The organism is Sanguibacter sp. Z6_81, from assembly GCF_057180625.1.
Window position 1 is genome coordinate 666,275 of record NZ_JBXUFV010000001.1, and the last position, 19,148, is coordinate 685,422.

The window sequence follows — 19,148 nt, forward strand, 5'->3', positions numbered from 1 at the left end:
CTCGTTACCGGGCGACGGTTCAGGGGAAACGCCGTCTCCCTACTGTCGTCGTCGTGGATACAACGACACATACACCTGTGTATACAGCCGGGGGTGCAGGATGAAGGCGTCACCAGACGTACGGTCGCCGAGTCGCATCGGCGAGACGCAGGCACTGCTCGACGTCGTCGGGTTCACCAAGTCCTTCGGTGACGTCCACGCCAACACGGACGTCGACCTCACCGTCCTGCACGGCGAGGTGCACGCCCTCGCCGGTGAGAACGGCGCAGGCAAGAGCACCCTGCTGAAGATGATCTTCGGGGTGTACGAGCCCGACGCCGGCCGCATGTTCGTCGACGGCCAGCCCGTCACCCCCGGAAACCCGGCCCACGCGCGGGCGCTCGGCATCGGGATGGTCTTCCAGGACCTGCGCCTCGTGCCCGCGCTCACCGTCGCCGAGAACGTCGCCCTCTCGCTGCCGACCGGGTTCCGGCTCCGGATGGACCGCCTCGTCGCCCGCATCGAGGAGGCGAGCCGTTCCTACGGCCTGGACGTCGACCCCCGCGCCCAGGTGCGCCAGCTGTCCATCGGGGAGCGCCAGCGCGTCGAGATCCTCAAGGTGCTCATGGCCGGCGCCCGCCTCGTCATCCTCGACGAGCCGACGAGCGTCCTCGCGCCCCAGGAGGTCCAGTCGTTGTTCGACGTCGTCGGTCGCCTCACGGCCGAGGGCCTCGGCGTCGTCATCGTCACCCACAAGCTCAACGAGGTCCGCGCCATCGCGGACCGGCTCACCATCCTGCGCGGCGGGCACGTCGTGCTCAACGCCGTGACGCCCGCCGACTACACCGACCCCGAGCTCATCGAGGCCATGGTCGGCCGAGCCGTCGCAGCCCTGCCGCGCGAGCACGGGCCCGTGGACCCCGACGCCCCCACCCTCCTCACCCTCACCGACGTGCGCGCCGACGGGGACCGTGGGCACGAGGCGCTCAAGGGCATCGACCTCCACGTCCGCGCCGGAGAGCTCGTCGGCATCGCCGGCGTCGCCGGGAGCGGGCAGAAGGAGCTGTGCGAGGTCGTCCTCGGCATCCGACCCGTGACCTCCGGGCACGTCGAGATCGTCGACGCCGACGGCAAGCCCGCTGGCCTCGGCGCCGTCGCCGCCATCCCTGAGGACCCCGTCGCCGACTCCGTCGTCCCCGGCCTCACCGTCCTGCAGCACATGGTGCTCGACGGGCGCGAGGTCCCCCGCAAGGGCGTCGGCATCGACTGGCAGAAGGTCGCGCTGCGCACGAGCGAGGCAGACGCCGCTGTCGGGCTGCACATCGCTGCACCGCAGCGCGTGCTGTCCAGCCTGTCCGGCGGGAACATCCAGCGCGTCGTCCTCACCCGCGAGCTGAGCACCTCCTCGCCCGTCGTCGTCGCCGCCTACCCGAGCCGCGGGCTCGACATCGCCAACGCCCGACGCACCCAGGAGGTGCTGCTCGAGCAACGTGCCGCCGGAGCCGCCGTGCTCATGGTGTCCGAGGACCTGGAGGAGCTCATCGCCATGGCAGACCGCATCGTCGTCATGCACGACGGCCACGTCGCGGGCGTCGTGCCCGCCGCCGACGCCGACCGGATGGCGCTCGGGCGCCTCATGCTGGGCGGTGCCGCATGACCGGCACCGTCGTGGGCACCAAGGACGTCATCGAAGGCACCGTCGTCGGATCCCCGCGGCTCACGTCGGCAGCAGGGACCGCCGCACGGTGGATCACCGCGCTCGTCGCGTCCCTCGTCATCTTCAGCGCCTTCATCGCCACCCAGGGCGTCGACCCGCTCGCCGTCTTCGGCACCATCTGGTCCTCGGTGCTCACCGAACCCCGCCAGATCGAGCGGATCCTCGTGCGCGCCACACCCTTCGCGCTCGCGGCGCTCGCCGTCGTCGTGCCCGGCCGGGCGGGGCTCGTCAACGTCGGTGGTGAGGGCCAGGTCATCGTCGGGGCCGTCGCCGCCGCCGGGGTCGGCATGTGGATCGGGGTCGACGCCGCACCCGCGGTGGCCGTCACCGCCATGGTCGTCGCGGCCGTCGTCGCCGGTGGCCTGTGGGCCGGGATCGCCGCGGCGCTGCGCCTGTTCGGCAACGTCAACGAGGCCGTCACCACGGTCCTGCTGAACTTCGTCGCCCTGTACCTCATGCTCTTCCTCATCCTCGGCAGCTGGCGGGACAAGGCGGCGATGGGGCAGGCGACGAGCCCGGAGATCGGGCCCGGTGCCAAGCTCCCGCTGCTCGGCACCTCCGGCGTGCACGTCGGCATCGTCGTCGCCGTCGTCGCCGCGGTCGTCATCTGGTTCGCGTTCACCCGCACCACGTGGGGCTTCCGCCTCACCGTCGTCGGCGGCAACCCCGAGGCGGCACGCCGCGCAGGGCTCCCCGTCACCACGCTCCTGCTCTCCGCGCTCGTCCTCGGCGGCGTCCTCGCCGGCCTCGCCGGGTACCTCCACCTCGCGGGGGCCGAGTACAAGCTCCGCCCGACGTTCGGCGCGAACATCGGCTACATCGGGTTCCTCGCCAGCTGGCTCGCCCGGCACCGGCCCCTCGCGGTGCTCGTCTCCGCCGTCGCCGTCGCCGCGATCGCCATCACCGGCAACACGCTCCAGATCTCGTCCGGGCTGCCCGCAGCCTCCGTGAACATCCTCATGGGGCTCGTCCTCGTCGCGGTGCTCGGCTGGACGTCCTCACGGAAGGCCAACGCATGATCATCGACATCCTCTCCGGAGGCGTCCGCGGCGGCACGTCCCTGCTGTTCGCGGGCCTGGGCGAGACCATCTCTGAGCGAGCCGGCGTCATCAACCTCGGTACCGAGGGCTCCATGCTCGTCGGGGCGCTCGGCGGCTACGCGGTGACCTACCACACGGGCAGCCCGTGGCTCGGGGTCCTCGGCGGCGCCGCGGCCGGCGCGCTGCTCTCCCTCATCCACGCGATCCTCGTCGTGAGCCGCGGCGCCAACCAGTACGCGAGCGGCCTCACGCTGTTCTTCCTGTCCCTCGGCCTCACCGCCCTGTTCGGCGTCGACTACGTCAGCCGCCAGATCACCGCCTTCACCACCGTGAAGATCCCGGTCCTCGGCGACATCCCCCTCATCGGGCCCGTGCTGTTCAACCACGACCCGCTCGTCTACGCGGGCTACATCGTGGTCCCGCTCGTCGCCTGGGTCATGTTCCGCACCCGGGCCGGGCTGCTCCTGCGCTCCGCAGGGGAGCGGGCCGACGCCCTCGGCGTCAACGGCTACTCCGTCAAGGCCGTCCGGTACGTCGCCGTCGTCGCCGGCGGGGCGCTCGCCGGCATCGGTGGGGCGCACATCTCCATCGCCTACGCCAACAGCTGGTTCGAGAACATGATCGCCGGCCGCGGGTTCATCGCCGTGTCCCTCGTGATCTTCGCGATGTGGCACCCCGTGAACGTCCTCCTCGGCGCGTACCTCTTCGGCGCCGCACTGTCCCTCGCCTCGGTCCTCCAGGCGAACGGCGTGGACGTCAACCAGTTCGCCCTCAACGCCATCCCGTTCCTCATGACCCTCGTCGTCCTCACCGTCCTCGGCAAACGCACCCTCCGCAAGGCTCCCGACGAGCTGCTCAAGGTCCTCGACACCGCCAAGGCCTGACCGGGCGGGCGCACCACCTCCGGCGCCCGTCCACCCGAAGCCCCCACCTCACGCACCGAAGGATCACCATGACCCTCTCCGCACGCCGCACACCGACCACCCGCCAGCGACTCGTCTCCGTGCTCGCCGGTGCATCGATCCTCACCCTCGCCCTGAGCGCCTGCACGAGCGCCACCGAGTCCAGCGCCGGCGAGTCCTCGTCCGACGGCGCACCCGGTGAGGACGCCACGACGATCGGCTTCATCGCCGTCGGCCCCAAGGACGACTTCGGCTACAACCAGGCCGTCTACGACGGCATCCAGGCCGTCGCCGAGGCCAACCCGGACCTCGAGATCCTCGAGGCGTACAACATCCCCGAGAACGACCAGGCCGTCGAGGCCCTGCAGACGATGGTCGACCAGGGCGCCACCGTCCTGTTCGCGACGAGCTTCGGGCACCTCGACGCCGCGCGTCAGGTCGCCGAAGCCAACCCCGACGTGGCCGTCATGCACCAGGGCGGGCTCATCGACGACTCCTCGCCGGAGAACCTCGGCACGTACTACGGCACCGTGTACGAGCCCGTGTACCTCGCCGGGATCGCCGCCGGTGCGGCCACGGAGACCGGCGTCCTCGGCTTCGTCTACGGCTACCCCGTGCCCCAGGTGCTCGCCAACATCAACGCCTTCACGCTCGGCGCGCAGTCCGTCAACCCGGACGTGAAGACCATCGCGGTCTCCACGACGAGCTGGTGCGACCCCGCGACGCAGGCCGACCGTGCAGCGTCGCTCATCAGCCAGGGCGCCGATGTCCTCACCCAGCACCAGGACTGCACCAAGACGATCATCGAGGCGGCCGAGGCCGCGGGCGTCTACAGCGTCGGGTTCCACGCGGACGCGTCCGAGCTCGCACCCGAGGGCTGGCTCGCCGGCTCGCAGTGGGACTGGACGGGCCTGTACCCGTCGATCGTCGAGACGATCATCGACGGTGACTTCATCGGCAGCGAGTACAACGCGAACTTCCGCGGCGGCGCCGCGGACGGCAACAGCCCGTTCGTCCCGTCGCCCCTCGGCGCGTCGGTGACCCCGGACACGAAAGCGCTCATCGACGCAGCCCAGGCGCAGCTCTCCGACGGCTGGACCCCCTTCACCGGCCCGATCCTGGGCCAGGACGGCGTCACGCCCGTCATCCCCGAGGGCACGACCCTCACCCCCGCCGACGCCGACCAGATGGACTACTTCGTCGCGGGCGTGACCGGGAACCTGGCCGGCTGAGCATGCACGTCGCCGACACCACTCCCTACCCGTGGCCGTACGACGGCCTGTTCGGCGAGGCAGGCACCGCGTTGCTCCTCGTCGAGCGGGGCGGGCATGGCGGAACAGACGTGGCGTCGGCCACGGGCGGGGCGGCGCGGGACGCCGTCGCCGCCCTGGTCGGGGCCGCGGCCGCGGCCGGAGCCCCGATCATCCACGTCACCACGACCCTGCCCGCCGTCGCGCTCCGGCGCGGCGCGGGCGGGGCCCGCCCGGAGTCGGCGGGCGCGTCCGCGCTGTCCGACGACGCCGCTCCGAGCAACGACCGCACGACGTACCACCTCATCACCCACCGACTCGCTGCGCGGGGCGTGGACGCCTTCTACGAGTCCGACCTCGAGCTCGTCCTCACCGGGGCCCGCATCCGGCGTCTCGTCCTCGCGGGGTCGCCCCTCGAGGCGGAGGTGCACTCGACGATGCGGGCCGCGAACGACCGCGGGTACGAGGTCCTCCTCGTCATCGACGCCTGCACCGCCGCGGACCCGGCGCTCGCGGCCGCGTCCCGCGGGATGGTCGAGACGTCCGGCGGGATCTTCGGCGCCGTCGGCACCACGGCCGAGGTCGTCGCCGCGTGGGCGGCGTCGTCCGGAGCCGTCGCCCCGCCCGTCGCACCACGTCCCGACCAGGCCCTTCTCGCCGCAGCCTCGGCGCTCGTCGCCACCTCTTCCACCGCACCCAAGGAGCACTGACATGGACCAGCACCCGGGCGCCGCACACTTCCCCGCGGTCGACGCCGAGCCCTACACGTGGCCGTTCGACGGCACCTTCTCCGCGGCCACGACGGCCGTGGTGAACATCGACTGGCAGGTCGACTTCTGCGGCGAGGGCGGTTACGTCGACGCCATGGGCTACGACCTCGAGCTCACCCGCGCGGGCCTCGCGCCGACCGCCGCGATGCTCGAGGTGGCGCGTGCGGCGGGGCTGCTCATCATCCACACCCGTGAGGGCCACCGCCCCGACCTCGCGGACCTGCCGGCCAACAAGCTGTGGCGGTCCAAGCGAATCAACGCGGGCATCGGCGACGCCGGCCCGTGCGGCCGCATCCTCACCCGTGGGGAACCGGGCTGGGAGATCGTCCCCGAGGTCGCGCCCCTCCCGGGCGAACCGATCATCGACAAGCCCGGCAAGGGCTCGTTCTACGCCACGGACTTCGACCTCATCCTGCGCAACCGCGGCATCACGCACCTCATCTTCACGGGCATCACCACGGACGTCTGCGTCCACACGACGATGCGCGACGCCAACGACCGCGGGTACGAGTGCCTCCTGCTGTCCGACTGCACGGGCGCGACCGTCTACGAGAACTACCTCGCGGCGCTCGAGATGATCAAGATGCAGGGCGGCGTGTTCGGCGCCGTCGCGACGTCGGAGGCGTTCATCGCGTCGCTGAAGAACCCCGTCACGGACCTCGCTCTCGACGGGGTGTCCGCATGAACGGGCTCGGTGGTCTCAACCCGGCGCCCGACGCGCTCGTCCTCGGGCTCGTGCAGTTCGCCGTCCCGCACATCGCGACCCGCGAGGACGTGCTCAGCACGGTCGACCGGATCGCGGGGATGGTCCGCGGCGCCAAGCGCGGCATGCCGACGCTCGACCTCCTCGTCTTCCCGGAGTACAGCACCATCGGGCTCGCTCCCGAGAACTGGCTGAACGACGAGCTGCTGCTCGACGTCGACGGCCCCGAGGTCGCGACCCTCGCTGCCGCCTGCGCGGAGGCGTCGATGTGGGGCTGCTTCTCCGTCATGGAGCGCAACCCCGGCGGTGCGCCCTTCAACATGGGGATCATCGTCGACGACGCCGGCACCGTGCAGCTCGTCTACCGCAAGCTGCACCCGTGGGTGCCGCTCGAGCCGTGGGCCCCCGGCGACACCGGCATCCCGGTGTGCGACGGGCCCAAGGGGTCCAAGCTCGGGCTCATCATCTGCCACGACGGCCAGCTGCCCGAGGTCGCGCGGGAGGCCGCGTACCGCGGGGCCAACGTCATCCTCCGCACCGCGGGGTACACGTACCCGATCAAGCACAGCTGGCGTGCGACGAACATCGTCAACGCGTTCACCAACCTCGCGTTCACGGCCTCGGTGTGCCTCGCCGGGCCCGACGAGGCCGGCATCTGGTCGCAGGGCGAGGCCATGGTGTGCGGGTTCGACGGGTCGATCATCGAGGAGGGCGACGGGCTGCCCGACCGCATCGTCACCGCCGCGGTCGTCCCCGCCCAGGCCGACGAGGCCCGCCGCACGTGGGGCGTGGAGAACAACATCTACCAGCTCGGCCACCGGGGGTACGTGTCCGTCGAGGGCGGCGCGACCGACAACCCGTACACGTACATGCGTGACCTCGTCGCCGGTGAGTACCGCGTGCCGTGGGAGGACGAGGTGCAGCACACCGACGGGACGCGGGTGGGGTATCCGGAGCCTGCGGGGGTGCGGGTTCGGGCGCAGCCGAAGTAGGGGAACTGCAGGGGGCCGCGACCAAGGGACGGTCGCGGCCCGTCCCAGCCAATGGTGCCGACCCCACGGGGGACGAACAGGACCCTCGACCCACGGCGGTCGTGGGATCGTCACCGGCCGGAAACACCGCGTTCGTACCGTCACCCCGTGCCACTGACACCGACGACGACGATCGATCCCAACGACACCTCGGGACCTCTCACCTCCTGGTCCGCCACGTCCCTGAGCCGCGCCCTGCGCGCCGGGGAGCTCTCAGCACGGGAGGTGATGACTGCTCACCTCGACCGCATCGACGAGCTCAATCCGCAGGTCAACGCTGTCGTCTCCCAGCTCGAGCGGGCCAGCGCCGTCGCTCTCGCGGACCGCGCGGACGCTCGTCGGGCAGCAGGTGAGCCAGTGGGTCCGCTCCACGGCCTCCCCGTCGCCGTCAAGGACCTCTCGGACGCAGCCGGGCTACGCACGACGCTGGGATCGCGGGCGTTCACCACTGCACCCCCCGCGGCGCATGACGCCCCCTTCGTCGCGCACATGCGCCGCGCCGGGGCGATCGTCATCGGCAAGACCAACACGGCGGAGTACGGGGTCGGCGCACTCGCCGCGAACGAGGTCTTCGGTGTCACGCGCAACCCCTACGACCTCGCACGTCACTCGGGCGGGTCCACCGGAGGGGCGGCCGCCGTCGCGAGCGGCATGCTGCCCTTCTCCGACGGCTCCGACCCCGGTGGGAGCATCCGGGTGCCCACCGGGTTCTGCAACGTCGTCGGGCTGCGCACGACCCCCGGCCTGGTGCCCAGCCAGGGGCACGGGAACGTCTGGGAGCCGCACGCCATGCAGGGGCCCGTGGCGAGGGACTCCCGTGATGCTGCGCTGCTCCTGTCCGCGATGTCCGGGGCGGACGTGGGCGACCCGGGCTCGTGGGGGCGGACGGCGACGGCGCCGATCGCCTCCGGGGAGTGGGGAGACGCACCCGTCAGGCTGGCCTGGAGCGCTGACCTGGGAGGAGTCCCGGTGTCACGAGAGGTCCGGGCCGTGATGAACGGTGCGCGGGTGGAGCTGGAGCGCCACGGGATCGAGGTCGTCGACGTCCCACTCGATCTCAGCGAGGGCGACGCCGCCTGGCAGGTGATCGAGAAGCTCGACCTCTTCGGTTGGGGTGGACCGGGCGTGGCCGAGCACCCGGAGCTGTACGGCGCAGAGATGGTGCGCAACTCTCGCGAGGGCGGCGCGCTCACCGCTACCGAGATCGGCGCGGCGAAGCAGACGCGCTACGCGCTGTACCTGCGGATGGCAGCAGCGTTGCAGGGATTCGACGGTCTCGTCGCGCCTGCCGCTCCCGTCATCGCCCCGCCCGCCGAAGAGACGTCGGTGTGGCAGGTCGACGAGGTGCGCTTCGAGCGGTACTACGAGTGGCAGTCGCTCGCGACGCGCTTGGCGATGACCGCGCACCCCGTCCTCGTGACCGGCGCGGGCTTCACTCCTGGCGGGCTTCCGGTCGGGATGCAGATCGTCGGAGCCATGGGCTCGGACCGCCGTCTGCTCGCGCTGGGCGAGCGGATCGAGTCGCTCACGTCGTGGAACCGGGTGCGGCCGGTGCTCTGAGGACCGCTGCTCGTGACGGACGCCCAGCGTCGGCGCGCGCCGGGCGTGCTCTCGCGGACCTAGGTGCTGAGCGCCCTGAGCAGGTCCATTCCCACCCGGTCGACGCCGCGCACGTCGTTGGCCAGGGCGACGACCCCGACGCCGGTGGCCGGGACGAAGCCGGCGAACGCCCGGAAGCCGCCGGTGCCGCCGTTGTGCCAGAGCAGGACGTGCCCGCCCGGGAGTGGCACCCGGAGCCAGCCGAGGCCGATGCCGAGCCGCGTGCCGGGCCGACGCTCGGCGTGGGTGAGAGCGATGGCCCGGCCGAGCGGGCTGTCCTGCGGCCGGAGCTGCGCGTGCAGGAACGTGAGCATGTCGGTGGCTGTGGACCGCAGCGCGCCGGCGCCCGGCAGGCCGGCGACCCGCCAGTGGCCGGTGGGTCGCCGGCGACCGCGATGACCGGTGGCCTCGCGCTCGCTCTGCTCGCGGTCCGGGAGGAGCCCGGTGTCCGTCATCCCGAGCGGTTCGCAGACCCGTGCTCGAACCACCGTGTCGTAGTCGGGCGCCCCCGCTGCTGCGACCAGCGCGTGGCCCAGCACGCCCACGCCGAGGTTGGAGTAGGCGACGCCGCCGGTGCCGGGCGTGCGACGCAGGGTGGTCGCGGACAGGGCGGCCAGCAGGGCGGCGCGGTCGAACGCCTCCCACGGGTCGCCGGCACGGGCCTTCCACTGGGCGAGCACGGCGGCCGGGAGCGACATGGGGTTGTTGGGCAGACCCGCGGTGTGGGTCGCCAGGTGCTCGAGGGTGATCGCCACGCCGTCACGCGTGGGCACGGTCACCTCTGGCAACAGCTCGCTGACGGGTGTCTCCAACGACACCTCGCCACGTGTCACGGCCTCGGCGAGCAGCAACGAGGTGAAGACCTTGGTGACCGAGCCGATCTCGAAGAGGTTGTCTGGCCGTGGCGCGGCGCCGGCTGGTGCGCGCAGCCGCCCGGCCGTCGCGACGGATCTGGTGCCGTCAGAGGTCACCGCTGCGACCACCAGGCCGACGTGGCGTCGTCCCTCCCGGGCGACGGCCCGCTCGACCGCCTCGTCGAGGGCAGCCGTGTCCTGGGGGGCGCGGAGCGAGGGCGCAGGGTCGTGGTCGTCGGTCATCGCGGCCCTCCCGGTCGGTTGCGTGTCAGCGTATGTTGACAGTCCATCTTCGTCAACAGCTGTTGACGCCTCCAGGCCGACTCGTGCTGCACAGTGCAGCACCGTCCGGTCTGCCGTACCCCGACACCCGGGCAGAGGCGATCGCAGGTGCCGTGCTGTTCTCGCCGCTCCTGCAGGGTCTCGTGTGGCGTCTCGTCCACCGACTCGTCCGGACCGACCGGGGACTGCGCCTCATGATGGCGCGCCTCGCCACGCGGCCGGTCGAGAACTGGTGGCAGGACCTCAGCGCAGCTGACAGAGAGGAGGCGCGGGCAATGTTCCAGTCGATGCGATCGGATCACGGTTTCGTGAACGACCTCCGCCAGGGGCGGTCGCACGGCGCTCCAGCACGACGCGAGGCTGCACGAGCTGTCCGCTGCCCCACGCTCGTGACGGGTTCGCGTCAGGACGGTGGTGTGTCCTTCACGCACGCGGAAGACCTCGCGGACACGATTCGGGGTGCACGTCTTGAAGAGCTCGACTCGCCGAACCACCTCTTCTGGATCGGCGCAGGCAGGGCGCACCTCATCTCGGTCGTCCGTGCCTTCCTGGCCGACTGACGGGCGGCGCCACCTCCTGAGATTGCCCGTGTCCGGCCGTACCGCCGGTTTGGTCGCATATGGCCCTGCTCACCGGAGCGCATCCGTCGCCGGGGTGCGCCAGGCCAGCCAGCCGCGGCACAGGACGTAAGCCGACGCGACGACCGCCACGAGGACGAGATCGACCACGGCGGCTTGGAGCGCCTCGGGGACGTCCCCGACCAGGAAGGCGAAAACCGTCAACCCCGCCTTGCCGACGAGGAGGATCTCCCACACGCCCGCGGAGCGCCGGGGGCGCAGCGCGAGCAGGGCGAACAGCCCCGTGAAGATCGCGAAGCTCGAGACGCGCCAGCCTTCGACGAAGAGCCGGTCGGAACCGGCGGCGCTCGTCAGCAGCAGCCCGTGGGCAAACGCCCCCGCGGTAGCGAGGGCGGCAAGCCCGACGAGCGCGCGACCGGCGAGGTCGGCACCGCGAGGCGGCGCGTCGGGAGCGGTACGGGCAACGGTCACGGTGGTCATGGCAGCTCGTCTCTCGTGGCGGGTCAATGACTTAACGCCTGTAAACCTACCTCCTCGATTAACGGGTGTAAAGTGATTGCTATGACGACGTCGAAGACACGAGCACCCAACCGGCGCGGTGATGGTGCGCAGCTGCGCGAGGAGATCGTCGACGCGGCCACCCGGCTCGTCAACGCCGGCTCGGTGCCCGTGACGCTGCGGGCCGTCGCCCGCGAGGCCGGGATCTCCGCGCCCGCGATCTACGCACACTTCCCCGACCTCGACTCGGTCCTGCTAGCAGTGACCCAGCGCGCCTTCGCCGCCCTCGAGCAGGCGCTCGACGTACCCCAGGACCGCGACCCGGCGGAGCGACTGCGGGCCGTGTGCGCCGCCTACCTCTCCTTCGCCGAGGAGCAGCCCCACCGATACCGGGTCATGTTCGGTGCCGTCTGGGACGCCAGCCGCGCCCTCGACCGGTCGCCGGCGATCGCCGACGAGGTCGCCACGCTCGGCATGGGCGCCTTCGACGTCCTGCGGCGCACCCTCGCCGACTGCGTCGCGGCCGGGCGTTCGACCAGCACCGACCCGTTCGTCGACGCGACCGCGTTGTGGGTGGGCCTGCACGGGTTCGCCCAGCTGCAGGTCGCAGCGCCGGTGTTCCCCTGGCCGGCGCCGCTGCGCGGCATCATCGTCGACCGGCTCGCCCTGCTCGTGTGAGCTGTGCTCGGTGCGCGACGAGCGCTTAGGTCGCGCGTCTACAGAGAGTCCTGTGCCGCTCGCCAGCTGCTCGCGCTCAGTCGGTAGAGCACGCTGCGTCGCAGCGGGTGGCCGACGGGCGTCGTCGGGTAGTCGAAGTCGCCGTCGAGGTCACGGGTCATGCCGATGCGGCGCATCACCGCCTGCGAGCGTTCGTTGGACACGGCAGTGAACGACACGACCTCGTCCAGTCCGAGCTCGACGAACGCGGATCTCAGGGCCGCTCGCGCGGCCTCGGACGCGTAACCGCGCCCCCACGCCCACGAGGGCAGTCGCCAACCGATCTCCACGCAGGGGGTGAAGGCTGCCTCCCAGGTCGGGACCGACAGGCCGGTGAACCCCGCGAACCGTCCGCGGTCCTCGCCGTCCGTGACCTCGAGCGCCCACAACCCCCAGCCCCGGCCGGCGAGGTCAGCATCGATGCGGTCCGCGAAGGCGTCGCTTGCCCGTCGATCGAGCAGTCCGGGGAAGTGCTCCATGACCCGTTCATCGGCGTTCATCTCCGCGAACGGGCCGCGGTCCTCGGGCGTCCACGGGCGCAGCAGCAGGCGTTCGGTCTGAATCTGCGTGGTCACACTGGACAGTGTTCCTTGTCTCGGCCCCCGAGGTCATCCCCGCAGCGTCATCGGCGATGGCGCGTGAGCGTGCTCATGGTGCGCCTGGCGACGCTGCCACGGGTGCGGGTGCCGGGTAGCGTGACCACCGTGCCACTGTTAGGACCTGCGGACCCTCTTCCCGGCCAACCCCGTCGAATCCTTGTCGCGGGAACTTCCGGATCGGGTAAGACCACCCTGGCTGCACAGATCGCCGCGGCGTTGGACGTGCCCCACGTGGAGATAGACGGCCTCTTCCATGGCCCGGACTGGACAGCACGGCCGTCCTTCGAAGACGACGTGTACCGCTTCAGCGCCGAGCCTGCATGGGTGACTGAGTGGCAGTACAGCTCCGTTCGCGCCCGCCTCGCCGAGCGTGCCGACCTGCTGGTCTGGCTGGACCTGCCGAAAGCCATCGTCATGCGCCAGGTCGTTCGTCGCACCCTCGTGCGCCGGATGCGCCGCCAGCAGTTGTGGAACGGGAACATCGAGCCGCCGTTGCGGACCTTCTTCTCCGATCCGGAGCACATCGTGCGGTGGGCCTGGACCACCCACCACAAGACGTCGATCCGCGTCACGGAACTGCTCGAGCAGAACCCGGATGCCGTCGTCGTCCGCGTCCGCAGCCATGACGAGGCACGCCGCTGGTTGCGAGGACCCCTGCTCGGTCACGAGCTCGCAGGCTGACCAGCAGAGCTGGCCATCCCGACATGCCGCAGGCAGCGCGCGGCAGCACGCCCAGGGCGTGCTCGGCTGCGTAGGCGGCGAGGAGGCCGGGCGGCGGCCGGACTCAGCCGAGCAGCTCCGCAGCGAGCAGCCGCAGGGTCTCCTCACGCGTTGTCGCCCGCTTCGGGTCGCCCCCGGTGTGCTCGGACGCGACGGGGGAGATCATCACCTCGTCGGTCCCGACGAGCGCGGCGAGCTCGCGGACAGCCGCGGCGGCTGTCGCGGGGGTCCCGATCGCCCAGGTGGAGCGCATCTGGGTGGCCATCGCGGCGTGCTGGGCGCCGACGGTCTCCTGCTCGGCGTCCTCGATGAGCTCGAGGGGCTCGAGCCCGCCACCGCTGCGCAGCCGGATCATCGACTTCGTGTGCGGCAGGGCCCGGCGCTGCGCCTCTTCCTCGGTGTCGGCGACGACGGCGTTGATGATCGCGAAGGTCTTGGGCGCGTCGAGGTACTCGGACGGGCGGAACGACGACCGGTACGTCTGCATCGCCTCGAGGGTCCCCTGCCCGGCGAAGTGGTGGGCGAACACGTAGGGCAGGCCGAGCGCCGCAGCGAGCTGCGCGGAGTACATGGACGACCCGAGCAGCCACGCCTCGGGGGACGACGTCGCGCGGCTCGTCGCCCGCAGCGGGTACTGGCGGCCGCGCAGGTCGAGCGTCACGCCGGCGGGGGACATGAGCTCCATGACGTCGCGGATGTCGTCGGGGAACGTGTCGACGGACTCGTTGCCGCGGGCCGCGCCGGAGCGCAGCATGTGGCTCGTCACGGGATCCGAGCCGGGTGCCCGGCCGAGGCCGAGGTCGACGCGCCCGGGGAACGCGGCCTCGAGGAGCGCGAACTGCTCCGCGATGACGAGGGGAGCGTGGTTGGGCAGCATGACGCCACCGGACCCGAGCCGGATCTGCTGCGTCGCGCTGGCCAGCAGCGCGATGAGCACCGCGGGGTTCGTCGAGGCGACGGCGGGCATGTTGTGGTGCTCGGCCACCCAGTAGCGCCGGAACCCGAGCTCGTCGGCGGTCTGCGCCAGCCGGGTGCTCGCCGCGAGGGCGTCACCTGTCGTCTGGTCCGTGCGGACGGGGATGAGATCGAGGACGGACAGGGCGTTGACAGGCTGAATGCTCACCCACGGTGCAACCCGGGGTGCGGTGGGGCTATTCCGACGCCCACGGGGCGGTTGACCGCGGACCTCTTTTACGGCCGCGTATTCCGTTCGGCACCAGCGCGAAACGTCCGGGGCGTTGACTCGGTCCACGGCACGCGAGCGGCCGTCGAGCACAGGCTAGAGCATCCCCTGGAGGCACCGTGACGACCGTCGACCTCACCCTCACCCGACGGCCCCCGGAGATCCCGCTCGCCGCGTCAGGCTGCTGCCCCCCGGCGGCCACCACCAGGTCCACCCCGACCGCCAGCACCACCCCGGACGCGCTGGACACCCGCCTCGACATCGCGGTGCGGGGCGTCCGCGTCGACGCCCCCGTGCACCGCGAGGCGGGCGCCGGGCCGAGCGACGACGGTCACGTCCTCCTCGACGGCGCGCAGAGCGCGATCCCGCTCGACCCCACGAGCCCCTACGAGGTCCGCGACGGCCGGCTCCTGCTCGACGGCGCGGACCTCGGCATGGACGTCATGCCCGTGGCGCGGCCCCGGTTCTACGACCTCGCGACGGCCGAGGGCGTGCCCTACGAGAAGATCGCCCGCCTGCACGGCGCGACCGTCCTCGCGACGACGGTCGTCCAGACGTGCATCCGCTACGAGGAGTCCCAGCGGTGCCGGTTCTGCGCGATCGAGGCGTCGCTCGCCGCCGGGTCGACCGTCGCGGTGAAGCGCCCGCACGAGATCGCGGAGGTCGCCGAGGCCGCCGTCCGGCTCGACGGGATCCGCCAGATGGTCATGACGACGGGCACGACGAACGGCCGCGACCGCGGTGCGACGCACCTCGCCCGCTGTGTCCGGGCGGTCCGGGACGTGCTGCCGGACCTGCCGATCCAGGTCCAGTGCGAACCGCCCGCGGACCTCGCGACGATCACGGACCTCTACGACGCCGGCGCGCGGTCCATCGGCATCCACGTCGAGTCGATGGACGACGCCGTGCGGCGCCAATGGATGCCCGGCAAGTCCGCCGTGAGCCTCGACGAGTACCGGGCCGCGTGGCGGGAGGCCGTACGGGTGTTCGGCCGCAACCAGGTGTCCACCTACCTGCTCGTCGGGCTGGGGGAGGACCCGGACGAGATGATCGCCGCGGCGTCCGAGCTCATCGAGATGGGCGTCTACCCGTTCGTCGTGCCGTTCCGCCCCCTGGCCGGCACGCTCGCGACCGACGTCGACAAGATCCCCGCCCCCTCGGCCGAGACCCTGGGGTACATCTCCCGCGCGGTGGCCGGCGAGCTCGTCCGGGCGCGGATGTTCGGCGCCGACCAGTCCGCCGGGTGCGCCGCGTGCGGTGCCTGCAGCGTCCTGCAGAGCGCAGGAGCCTGACGATGACGGTCGAGGCCCTCTCCGTCCTGACCGGTCCGGTGCTGCGCACCGCGCCGGCGCCGCGCTCCGACGTGCTCGTCGAGGAGGCCGACGCCGCCCAGGTCGCGGCCTACCGCGCCCTGCGCCGTGCGGCGTTCGTCGAGGAGCAGGGCCTGTTCGACGGCACGGACCACGACGACGTCGACGACGACCCGCGGGCGGTCGTTCTCGTCGCACGCGACCGCACGGGGACCGTCGTCGGCGGGGTGCGTCTTGCGCCCATGACCCCCGGGCGGGACCTCGGCTGGTGGGCGGGCAGCCGCCTCGTCGTCGCACCCGGCGCCCGGGGTGGCGCGGGCCTGGGGACGGCACTCGTCCGCGCCGCGTGCGCGCTCGCGGAGTCCCGCGGCGTCCTCCGGTTCGACGCCCAGGTGCAGCGCACCGCCGCGGTCCTGTTCCGCCGCCTCGGGTGGCGGCCGACGGGCACGACGACCCTCCGCGGCGTCGAGCACGTGAGCGTCACGTGGCCGATCGACCGCGTGGAGCGCCTCGTCACCGCCTCCAAGGCGCACCTCGCCGCCCTGCTCGGCCCCGGGAGCGCGCCACCGGGGTTCGTCGGCGACGACGGCGCCCCCGTCGCCGGGACGGACGTCATCGCGGCCTGCGACGCGATCCTCCCCTCGATGGTCGAGCGCCAGCCCGAGTGGGCGGGCTGGTGCGCGGCGCTCGTCAACCTCAACGACCTCGCCGCCATGGGCGCCACCCCCGTCGCCCTGCTCGACGCGCTCGGTGCGCGCGACGCCTCGTTCGCGACCCGCGTCATGTCCGGGCTGCGCGCCGCCGCGGACGCGTGGGGGGTCCCGCTCATCGGCGGGCACACCCAGCTCGGCGTCCCGGCGTCCCTCGCCGTGACGGCGCTGGGACGCACGAGCCGCCCCGTGCGCGCCGGCGGGGGACGAGCAGGTCACGCGCTCACGGTCACCGCGGACCTCAGCGGGGGCTGGCGCCCCGGCTTCGCGGGGCAGCAGTGGGACTCCACCTCCGGACGCACCCCCGCAGAGCTGCGTCACCTGCAGGGCATGGTCGCCCGCGCCGCGCCGGCGGCTGCCAAGGACGTGAGCATGGCCGGGCTCGTCGGGACGGCCGGGATGCTCGCCGAGGCGTCCGGCTGCGCCGCCGTGCTCGACGTCGCGAGCGTGCCCGCTCCGGCAGGCGCCTCGACCGGTGACTGGTTCACGTGCTTCCCGGGCTACGCGATGATCACGGCGGACGACCCGGGAACCTCCCGGATGGGGTCGGACCTCACGACGCACGCCGAGTGCGGCACGCTCGAGGAGGGGTCCGGCGTGCGCCTGCGCTGGCCCGACGGCGTCCTCACGAGCGCGGTCCCGTCCACCGTCACCGGGCTGGGCACCGCGTGACGGCCGTACCGCGGATCGCGCTCCTCACGTACTCGACCAAGCCCCGCGGCGGTGTCGTGCACACCCTCGCCCTCGCCGAGGCGCTCGCCCGCGCGGGCGCGGCCGTCGACGTGTGGACGCTCGGCAGGGGCGGCGACACTGCGTTCTACCGCGACGTCGACCCCGCCGTCGGGGTCCGCGTCGTCGACTTCCAGGCCCGCGACGGCGAGGACGTGGGCGCGCGCATCGTGCGGTCCATCGCGACGATGCGCGCCGCGTTCGACCGCACCGGGTACGACGTCGTGCACGCCCAGGACTGCATCACGGCCAACGCGGTCCGCGGCGTCGTGCGCACCATCCACCACCTCGACACGTTCACGACGCCGGAGCTCGCCGCGTGCCACGAGCGGGCCGTCGTCGAGCCCGTGGCCCGGATCTGCGTGTCCGACGCCGTCGCCGCCGAGGTGCGTGCCGGGTGGGGCCTCGACCCCGTCGTCATCCCCAACGGCGTCGACTCCGCGCCGTACGAGGCCGCCGCGGCTGACGTGGCCGGCATCCGTCGCTGGCGCGACCGGCTCGGCGACTACGTCCTGGCCGTCGGCGGCATCGAACCCCGCAAGGGCACCCTCGACCTGCTCGACGCGTACGCCGGGCTGCGGGACGCCCACCCCGGGCTCCGGCTCGTCCTCGCGGGCGGCGAGACGCTCTTCGACTACCGCGACTACCGCGCAGCCTTCGACGCCCGTGCCGCCGAGCTCGGTGTGGAGCCCGTCCTCCTCGGCACCGTGCCCCAGGCGGACATGGCGCCGCTCGTCGCCGCGGCGCGCGTCATGGGGTTCGTGTCGACGAAGGAAGGGTTCGGGCTCGCGGCCATGGAGGCGCTCGCCGCCGGCGTGCCCGTCGTCGCCCGGGACCTGCCCGTGCTGCGCGAGGTGTTCGGCTCGGCCGTGCGGTACGCGGGTGACGTGGCGGGAATCCGCGAGCAGCTGCGGGGCGCCCTCGTCGACCCGGCCGCCATACCGGCTGCGCTCGGCGTCGGGCTGGCGAGGGCCCACAGCTGGGACCGGGCCGCGCGGGAGCACCTGCGGTTCTATGCCGGGCTGCCCGGTGCCGGTGCCGGTGCCGGTGTGGGTGCGGGTGCCGGTGGGGCGGGCCTCGGGACCGAGGCGGCGAGGGGACGCGCTGCCAGTGCCGACACCGCCCGGCCCGGCGTGGTCAGCGTCGGTAGCTGACCGGCACGCGTTCCTTGAGGTGGGACAGGGTCCGCCGGGACCGCGTCACCTCGGCCTCGACGTCGAGCTCGGCGGTGACGAGCCCGCCCTTGCCCCACAGGCGCGCGAGCGTCTGACCGCCCGGCCCGACGATCTTCGACTGCCCGAGGAACCGCAGCCCACCGAGCGTCCCCGTGTGGTTCGCGGAGACCACGACCACCTGGTTCTCCGCAGCACGCGCCTCGTCGTAGAGGTCGAACAGGTGCGACTGGCGGTCGGCGCGCATCCGGTCGGAGCGTTCCGTGACGCTCGCCGGCCACGCCGAGAGGCACGCGAGGAGGTGCGCGCCGTCGAGCGCGAGGGACCGCGCCCCTTCGGGGAACGTCTTGTCGTAGTCGATGAGCATGCCCAGGCGCCCGACGGGGGTGTCGATCGCGTCGAACGTCGTGCCCGGCGCGTAGACGTCCCGCTCGCCGAGCGTGAGGTGCACCTTGTGCTGCACGCCGAGCACCCCGTCGCCCGAGAGGCAGACGGCGGTGTTGGTGGGCAGCCCTGTGGCCGACGCCGCGGCGAGGCCTACGCACACGACCATCGGACCCGCGGCCGCGACGAGGCGGCTCACCTCGGGGCCGTCGAGCGCCACCGGTGGCGGGACCGCGCCGGACGACGGGTCCTCGAGCTCGATGAGGTACCCGCCGATCGTCGCGCCCGGCAGGACGAGGAGGTCGACGCCCTGGCCGCGCGCCTGCTCGAGGATGCCGTCGAGCTTGTCCATCGTCCGGCCCACGTCTCGGCGGAAGTGCCCGGCGACGGCACCGAGGGTGAGCAGGCTCATCCGGTCAGC

Annotated in this window: 19 protein-coding genes; 14 read left to right on the forward strand and 5 right to left on the reverse strand. The window is 72.5% G+C overall.

Annotated elements, in window-relative coordinates; genetic code table 11:
• Positions 1-100: 100 nt before the first annotated feature.
• The 8 genes from AC2AXK_RS03185 to AC2AXK_RS03220 all read left to right on the forward strand — a co-directional run bounded on the left by AC2AXK_RS03185 (position 101) and on the right by AC2AXK_RS03220 (position 8,952).
• Positions 101-1,636 (forward strand): ABC transporter ATP-binding protein, encoded by a 1,536-nt coding sequence (locus tag AC2AXK_RS03185; protein ID WP_484343883.1) that lies wholly within the window; start codon positions 101-103, stop codon positions 1,634-1,636.
• On the forward strand, positions 1,633-2,715 hold the full coding sequence (locus AC2AXK_RS03190) for an ABC transporter permease (RefSeq protein WP_484343884.1): 1,083 nt from the start codon (positions 1,633-1,635) through the stop codon (positions 2,713-2,715). Before AC2AXK_RS03185 ends, AC2AXK_RS03190 begins: the two co-directional genes overlap by 4 nt.
• Positions 2,712-3,620 (forward strand): ABC transporter permease, encoded by a 909-nt coding sequence (locus AC2AXK_RS03195; RefSeq protein WP_484343885.1) that lies wholly within the window; start codon positions 2,712-2,714, stop codon positions 3,618-3,620. The genes AC2AXK_RS03190 and AC2AXK_RS03195 overlap by 4 nt, the downstream gene beginning before the upstream one ends.
• A gap of 68 nt (positions 3,621-3,688) precedes the next feature.
• Entirely contained in the window at positions 3,689-4,870 is a 1,182-nt protein-coding gene (locus tag AC2AXK_RS03200) for a BMP family ABC transporter substrate-binding protein (protein ID WP_484343886.1), read from the forward strand.
• Positions 4,871-4,872: 2 nt separating this feature from the next.
• Complete coding sequence (locus AC2AXK_RS03205; RefSeq protein WP_484343887.1) at positions 4,873-5,598, forward strand: cysteine hydrolase family protein; 726 nt, start codon at positions 4,873-4,875, stop codon at positions 5,596-5,598.
• Position 5,599: 1 nt separating this feature from the next.
• Positions 5,600-6,343, forward strand: a complete 744-nt coding sequence (gene biuH / locus AC2AXK_RS03210; RefSeq protein WP_484343888.1) for a biuret amidohydrolase — start codon at positions 5,600-5,602, stop codon at positions 6,341-6,343.
• Positions 6,340-7,353: a formamidase gene (locus AC2AXK_RS03215; RefSeq protein WP_484343889.1), complete on the forward strand. Its 1,014-nt coding sequence runs from the start codon at positions 6,340-6,342 to the stop codon at positions 7,351-7,353. The genes biuH and AC2AXK_RS03215 overlap by 4 nt, the downstream gene beginning before the upstream one ends.
• A gap of 147 nt (positions 7,354-7,500) precedes the next feature.
• Positions 7,501-8,952, forward strand: a complete 1,452-nt coding sequence (locus AC2AXK_RS03220) for an amidase (RefSeq protein ID WP_484343890.1) — start codon at positions 7,501-7,503, stop codon at positions 8,950-8,952.
• Between the two features lie 59 nt (positions 8,953-9,011).
• Here AC2AXK_RS03220 and AC2AXK_RS03225 read toward each other — a convergent pair whose 3' ends face one another.
• On the reverse strand, positions 9,012-10,088 hold the full coding sequence (locus AC2AXK_RS03225; protein ID WP_484343891.1) for a serine hydrolase domain-containing protein: 1,077 nt from the start codon (positions 10,086-10,088) through the stop codon (positions 9,012-9,014).
• An 83-nt stretch (positions 10,089-10,171) separates the two neighbouring features.
• On the opposite strand from AC2AXK_RS03225, the gene AC2AXK_RS03230 reads away from it, so the two are divergent.
• Complete coding sequence (locus AC2AXK_RS03230) at positions 10,172-10,687, forward strand: alpha/beta fold hydrolase (RefSeq protein WP_484343892.1); 516 nt, start codon at positions 10,172-10,174, stop codon at positions 10,685-10,687.
• 69 nt (positions 10,688-10,756) lie between these two features.
• Here AC2AXK_RS03230 and AC2AXK_RS03235 read toward each other — a convergent pair whose 3' ends face one another.
• Positions 10,757-11,185 (reverse strand): hypothetical protein, encoded by a 429-nt coding sequence (locus AC2AXK_RS03235; protein ID WP_484343893.1) that lies wholly within the window; start codon positions 11,183-11,185, stop codon positions 10,757-10,759.
• Positions 11,186-11,266: 81 nt separating this feature from the next.
• Here AC2AXK_RS03235 and AC2AXK_RS03240 point away from each other — a divergent pair, with 81 nt between their 5' ends.
• Positions 11,267-11,881 (forward strand): TetR/AcrR family transcriptional regulator, encoded by a 615-nt coding sequence (locus AC2AXK_RS03240; protein WP_484343894.1) that lies wholly within the window; start codon positions 11,267-11,269, stop codon positions 11,879-11,881.
• A 38-nt stretch (positions 11,882-11,919) separates the two neighbouring features.
• Here the strand turns inward: AC2AXK_RS03240 and AC2AXK_RS03245 are convergent, their stop codons facing one another.
• Complete coding sequence (locus tag AC2AXK_RS03245; RefSeq protein WP_484343895.1) at positions 11,920-12,495, reverse strand: GNAT family N-acetyltransferase; 576 nt, start codon at positions 12,493-12,495, stop codon at positions 11,920-11,922.
• Between the two features lie 63 nt (positions 12,496-12,558).
• Between AC2AXK_RS03245 and AC2AXK_RS03250 the strand changes: the two genes are divergently transcribed.
• Positions 12,559-13,200 carry a P-loop NTPase family protein gene (locus tag AC2AXK_RS03250; protein WP_484343896.1) on the forward strand — a complete coding sequence of 214 codons (642 nt, stop codon included), beginning with the start codon at positions 12,559-12,561 and terminating at the stop codon, positions 13,198-13,200.
• 103 nt (positions 13,201-13,303) lie between these two features.
• Here AC2AXK_RS03250 and AC2AXK_RS03255 read toward each other — a convergent pair whose 3' ends face one another.
• Positions 13,304-14,362 carry an LLM class flavin-dependent oxidoreductase gene (locus tag AC2AXK_RS03255; RefSeq protein ID WP_484343897.1) on the reverse strand — a complete coding sequence of 353 codons (1,059 nt, stop codon included), beginning with the start codon at positions 14,360-14,362 and terminating at the stop codon, positions 13,304-13,306.
• 179 nt (positions 14,363-14,541) lie between these two features.
• Between AC2AXK_RS03255 and AC2AXK_RS03260 the strand changes: the two genes are divergently transcribed.
• The 3 genes from AC2AXK_RS03260 to AC2AXK_RS03270 are packed head-to-tail and all read left to right on the forward strand — an operon-like array spanning position 14,542 to position 18,325.
• Entirely contained in the window at positions 14,542-15,714 is a 1,173-nt protein-coding gene (locus AC2AXK_RS03260; RefSeq protein WP_484343898.1) for an MSMEG_0568 family radical SAM protein, read from the forward strand.
• A 2-nt stretch (positions 15,715-15,716) separates the two neighbouring features.
• The gene (locus AC2AXK_RS03265; RefSeq protein WP_484343899.1) at positions 15,717-17,114 is read left to right on the forward strand and encodes an MSMEG_0567/sll0787 family protein; all 1,398 of its coding nucleotides are present in this window, start codon (positions 15,717-15,719) and stop codon (positions 17,112-17,114) included.
• Positions 17,111-18,325 (forward strand): MSMEG_0565 family glycosyltransferase, encoded by a 1,215-nt coding sequence (locus AC2AXK_RS03270; protein ID WP_484343900.1) that lies wholly within the window; start codon positions 17,111-17,113, stop codon positions 18,323-18,325. Before AC2AXK_RS03265 ends, AC2AXK_RS03270 begins: the two co-directional genes overlap by 4 nt.
• Here AC2AXK_RS03270 and AC2AXK_RS03275 read toward each other — a convergent pair.
• A complete protein-coding gene (locus tag AC2AXK_RS03275; RefSeq protein ID WP_484343901.1) occupies positions 18,309-19,139 on the reverse strand; it encodes a carbon-nitrogen hydrolase family protein in 831 nt (276 codons plus the stop codon). The two genes, AC2AXK_RS03270 and AC2AXK_RS03275, sit on opposite strands and share 17 nt — an antisense overlap.
• Positions 19,140-19,148 lie beyond the last annotated feature (9 nt).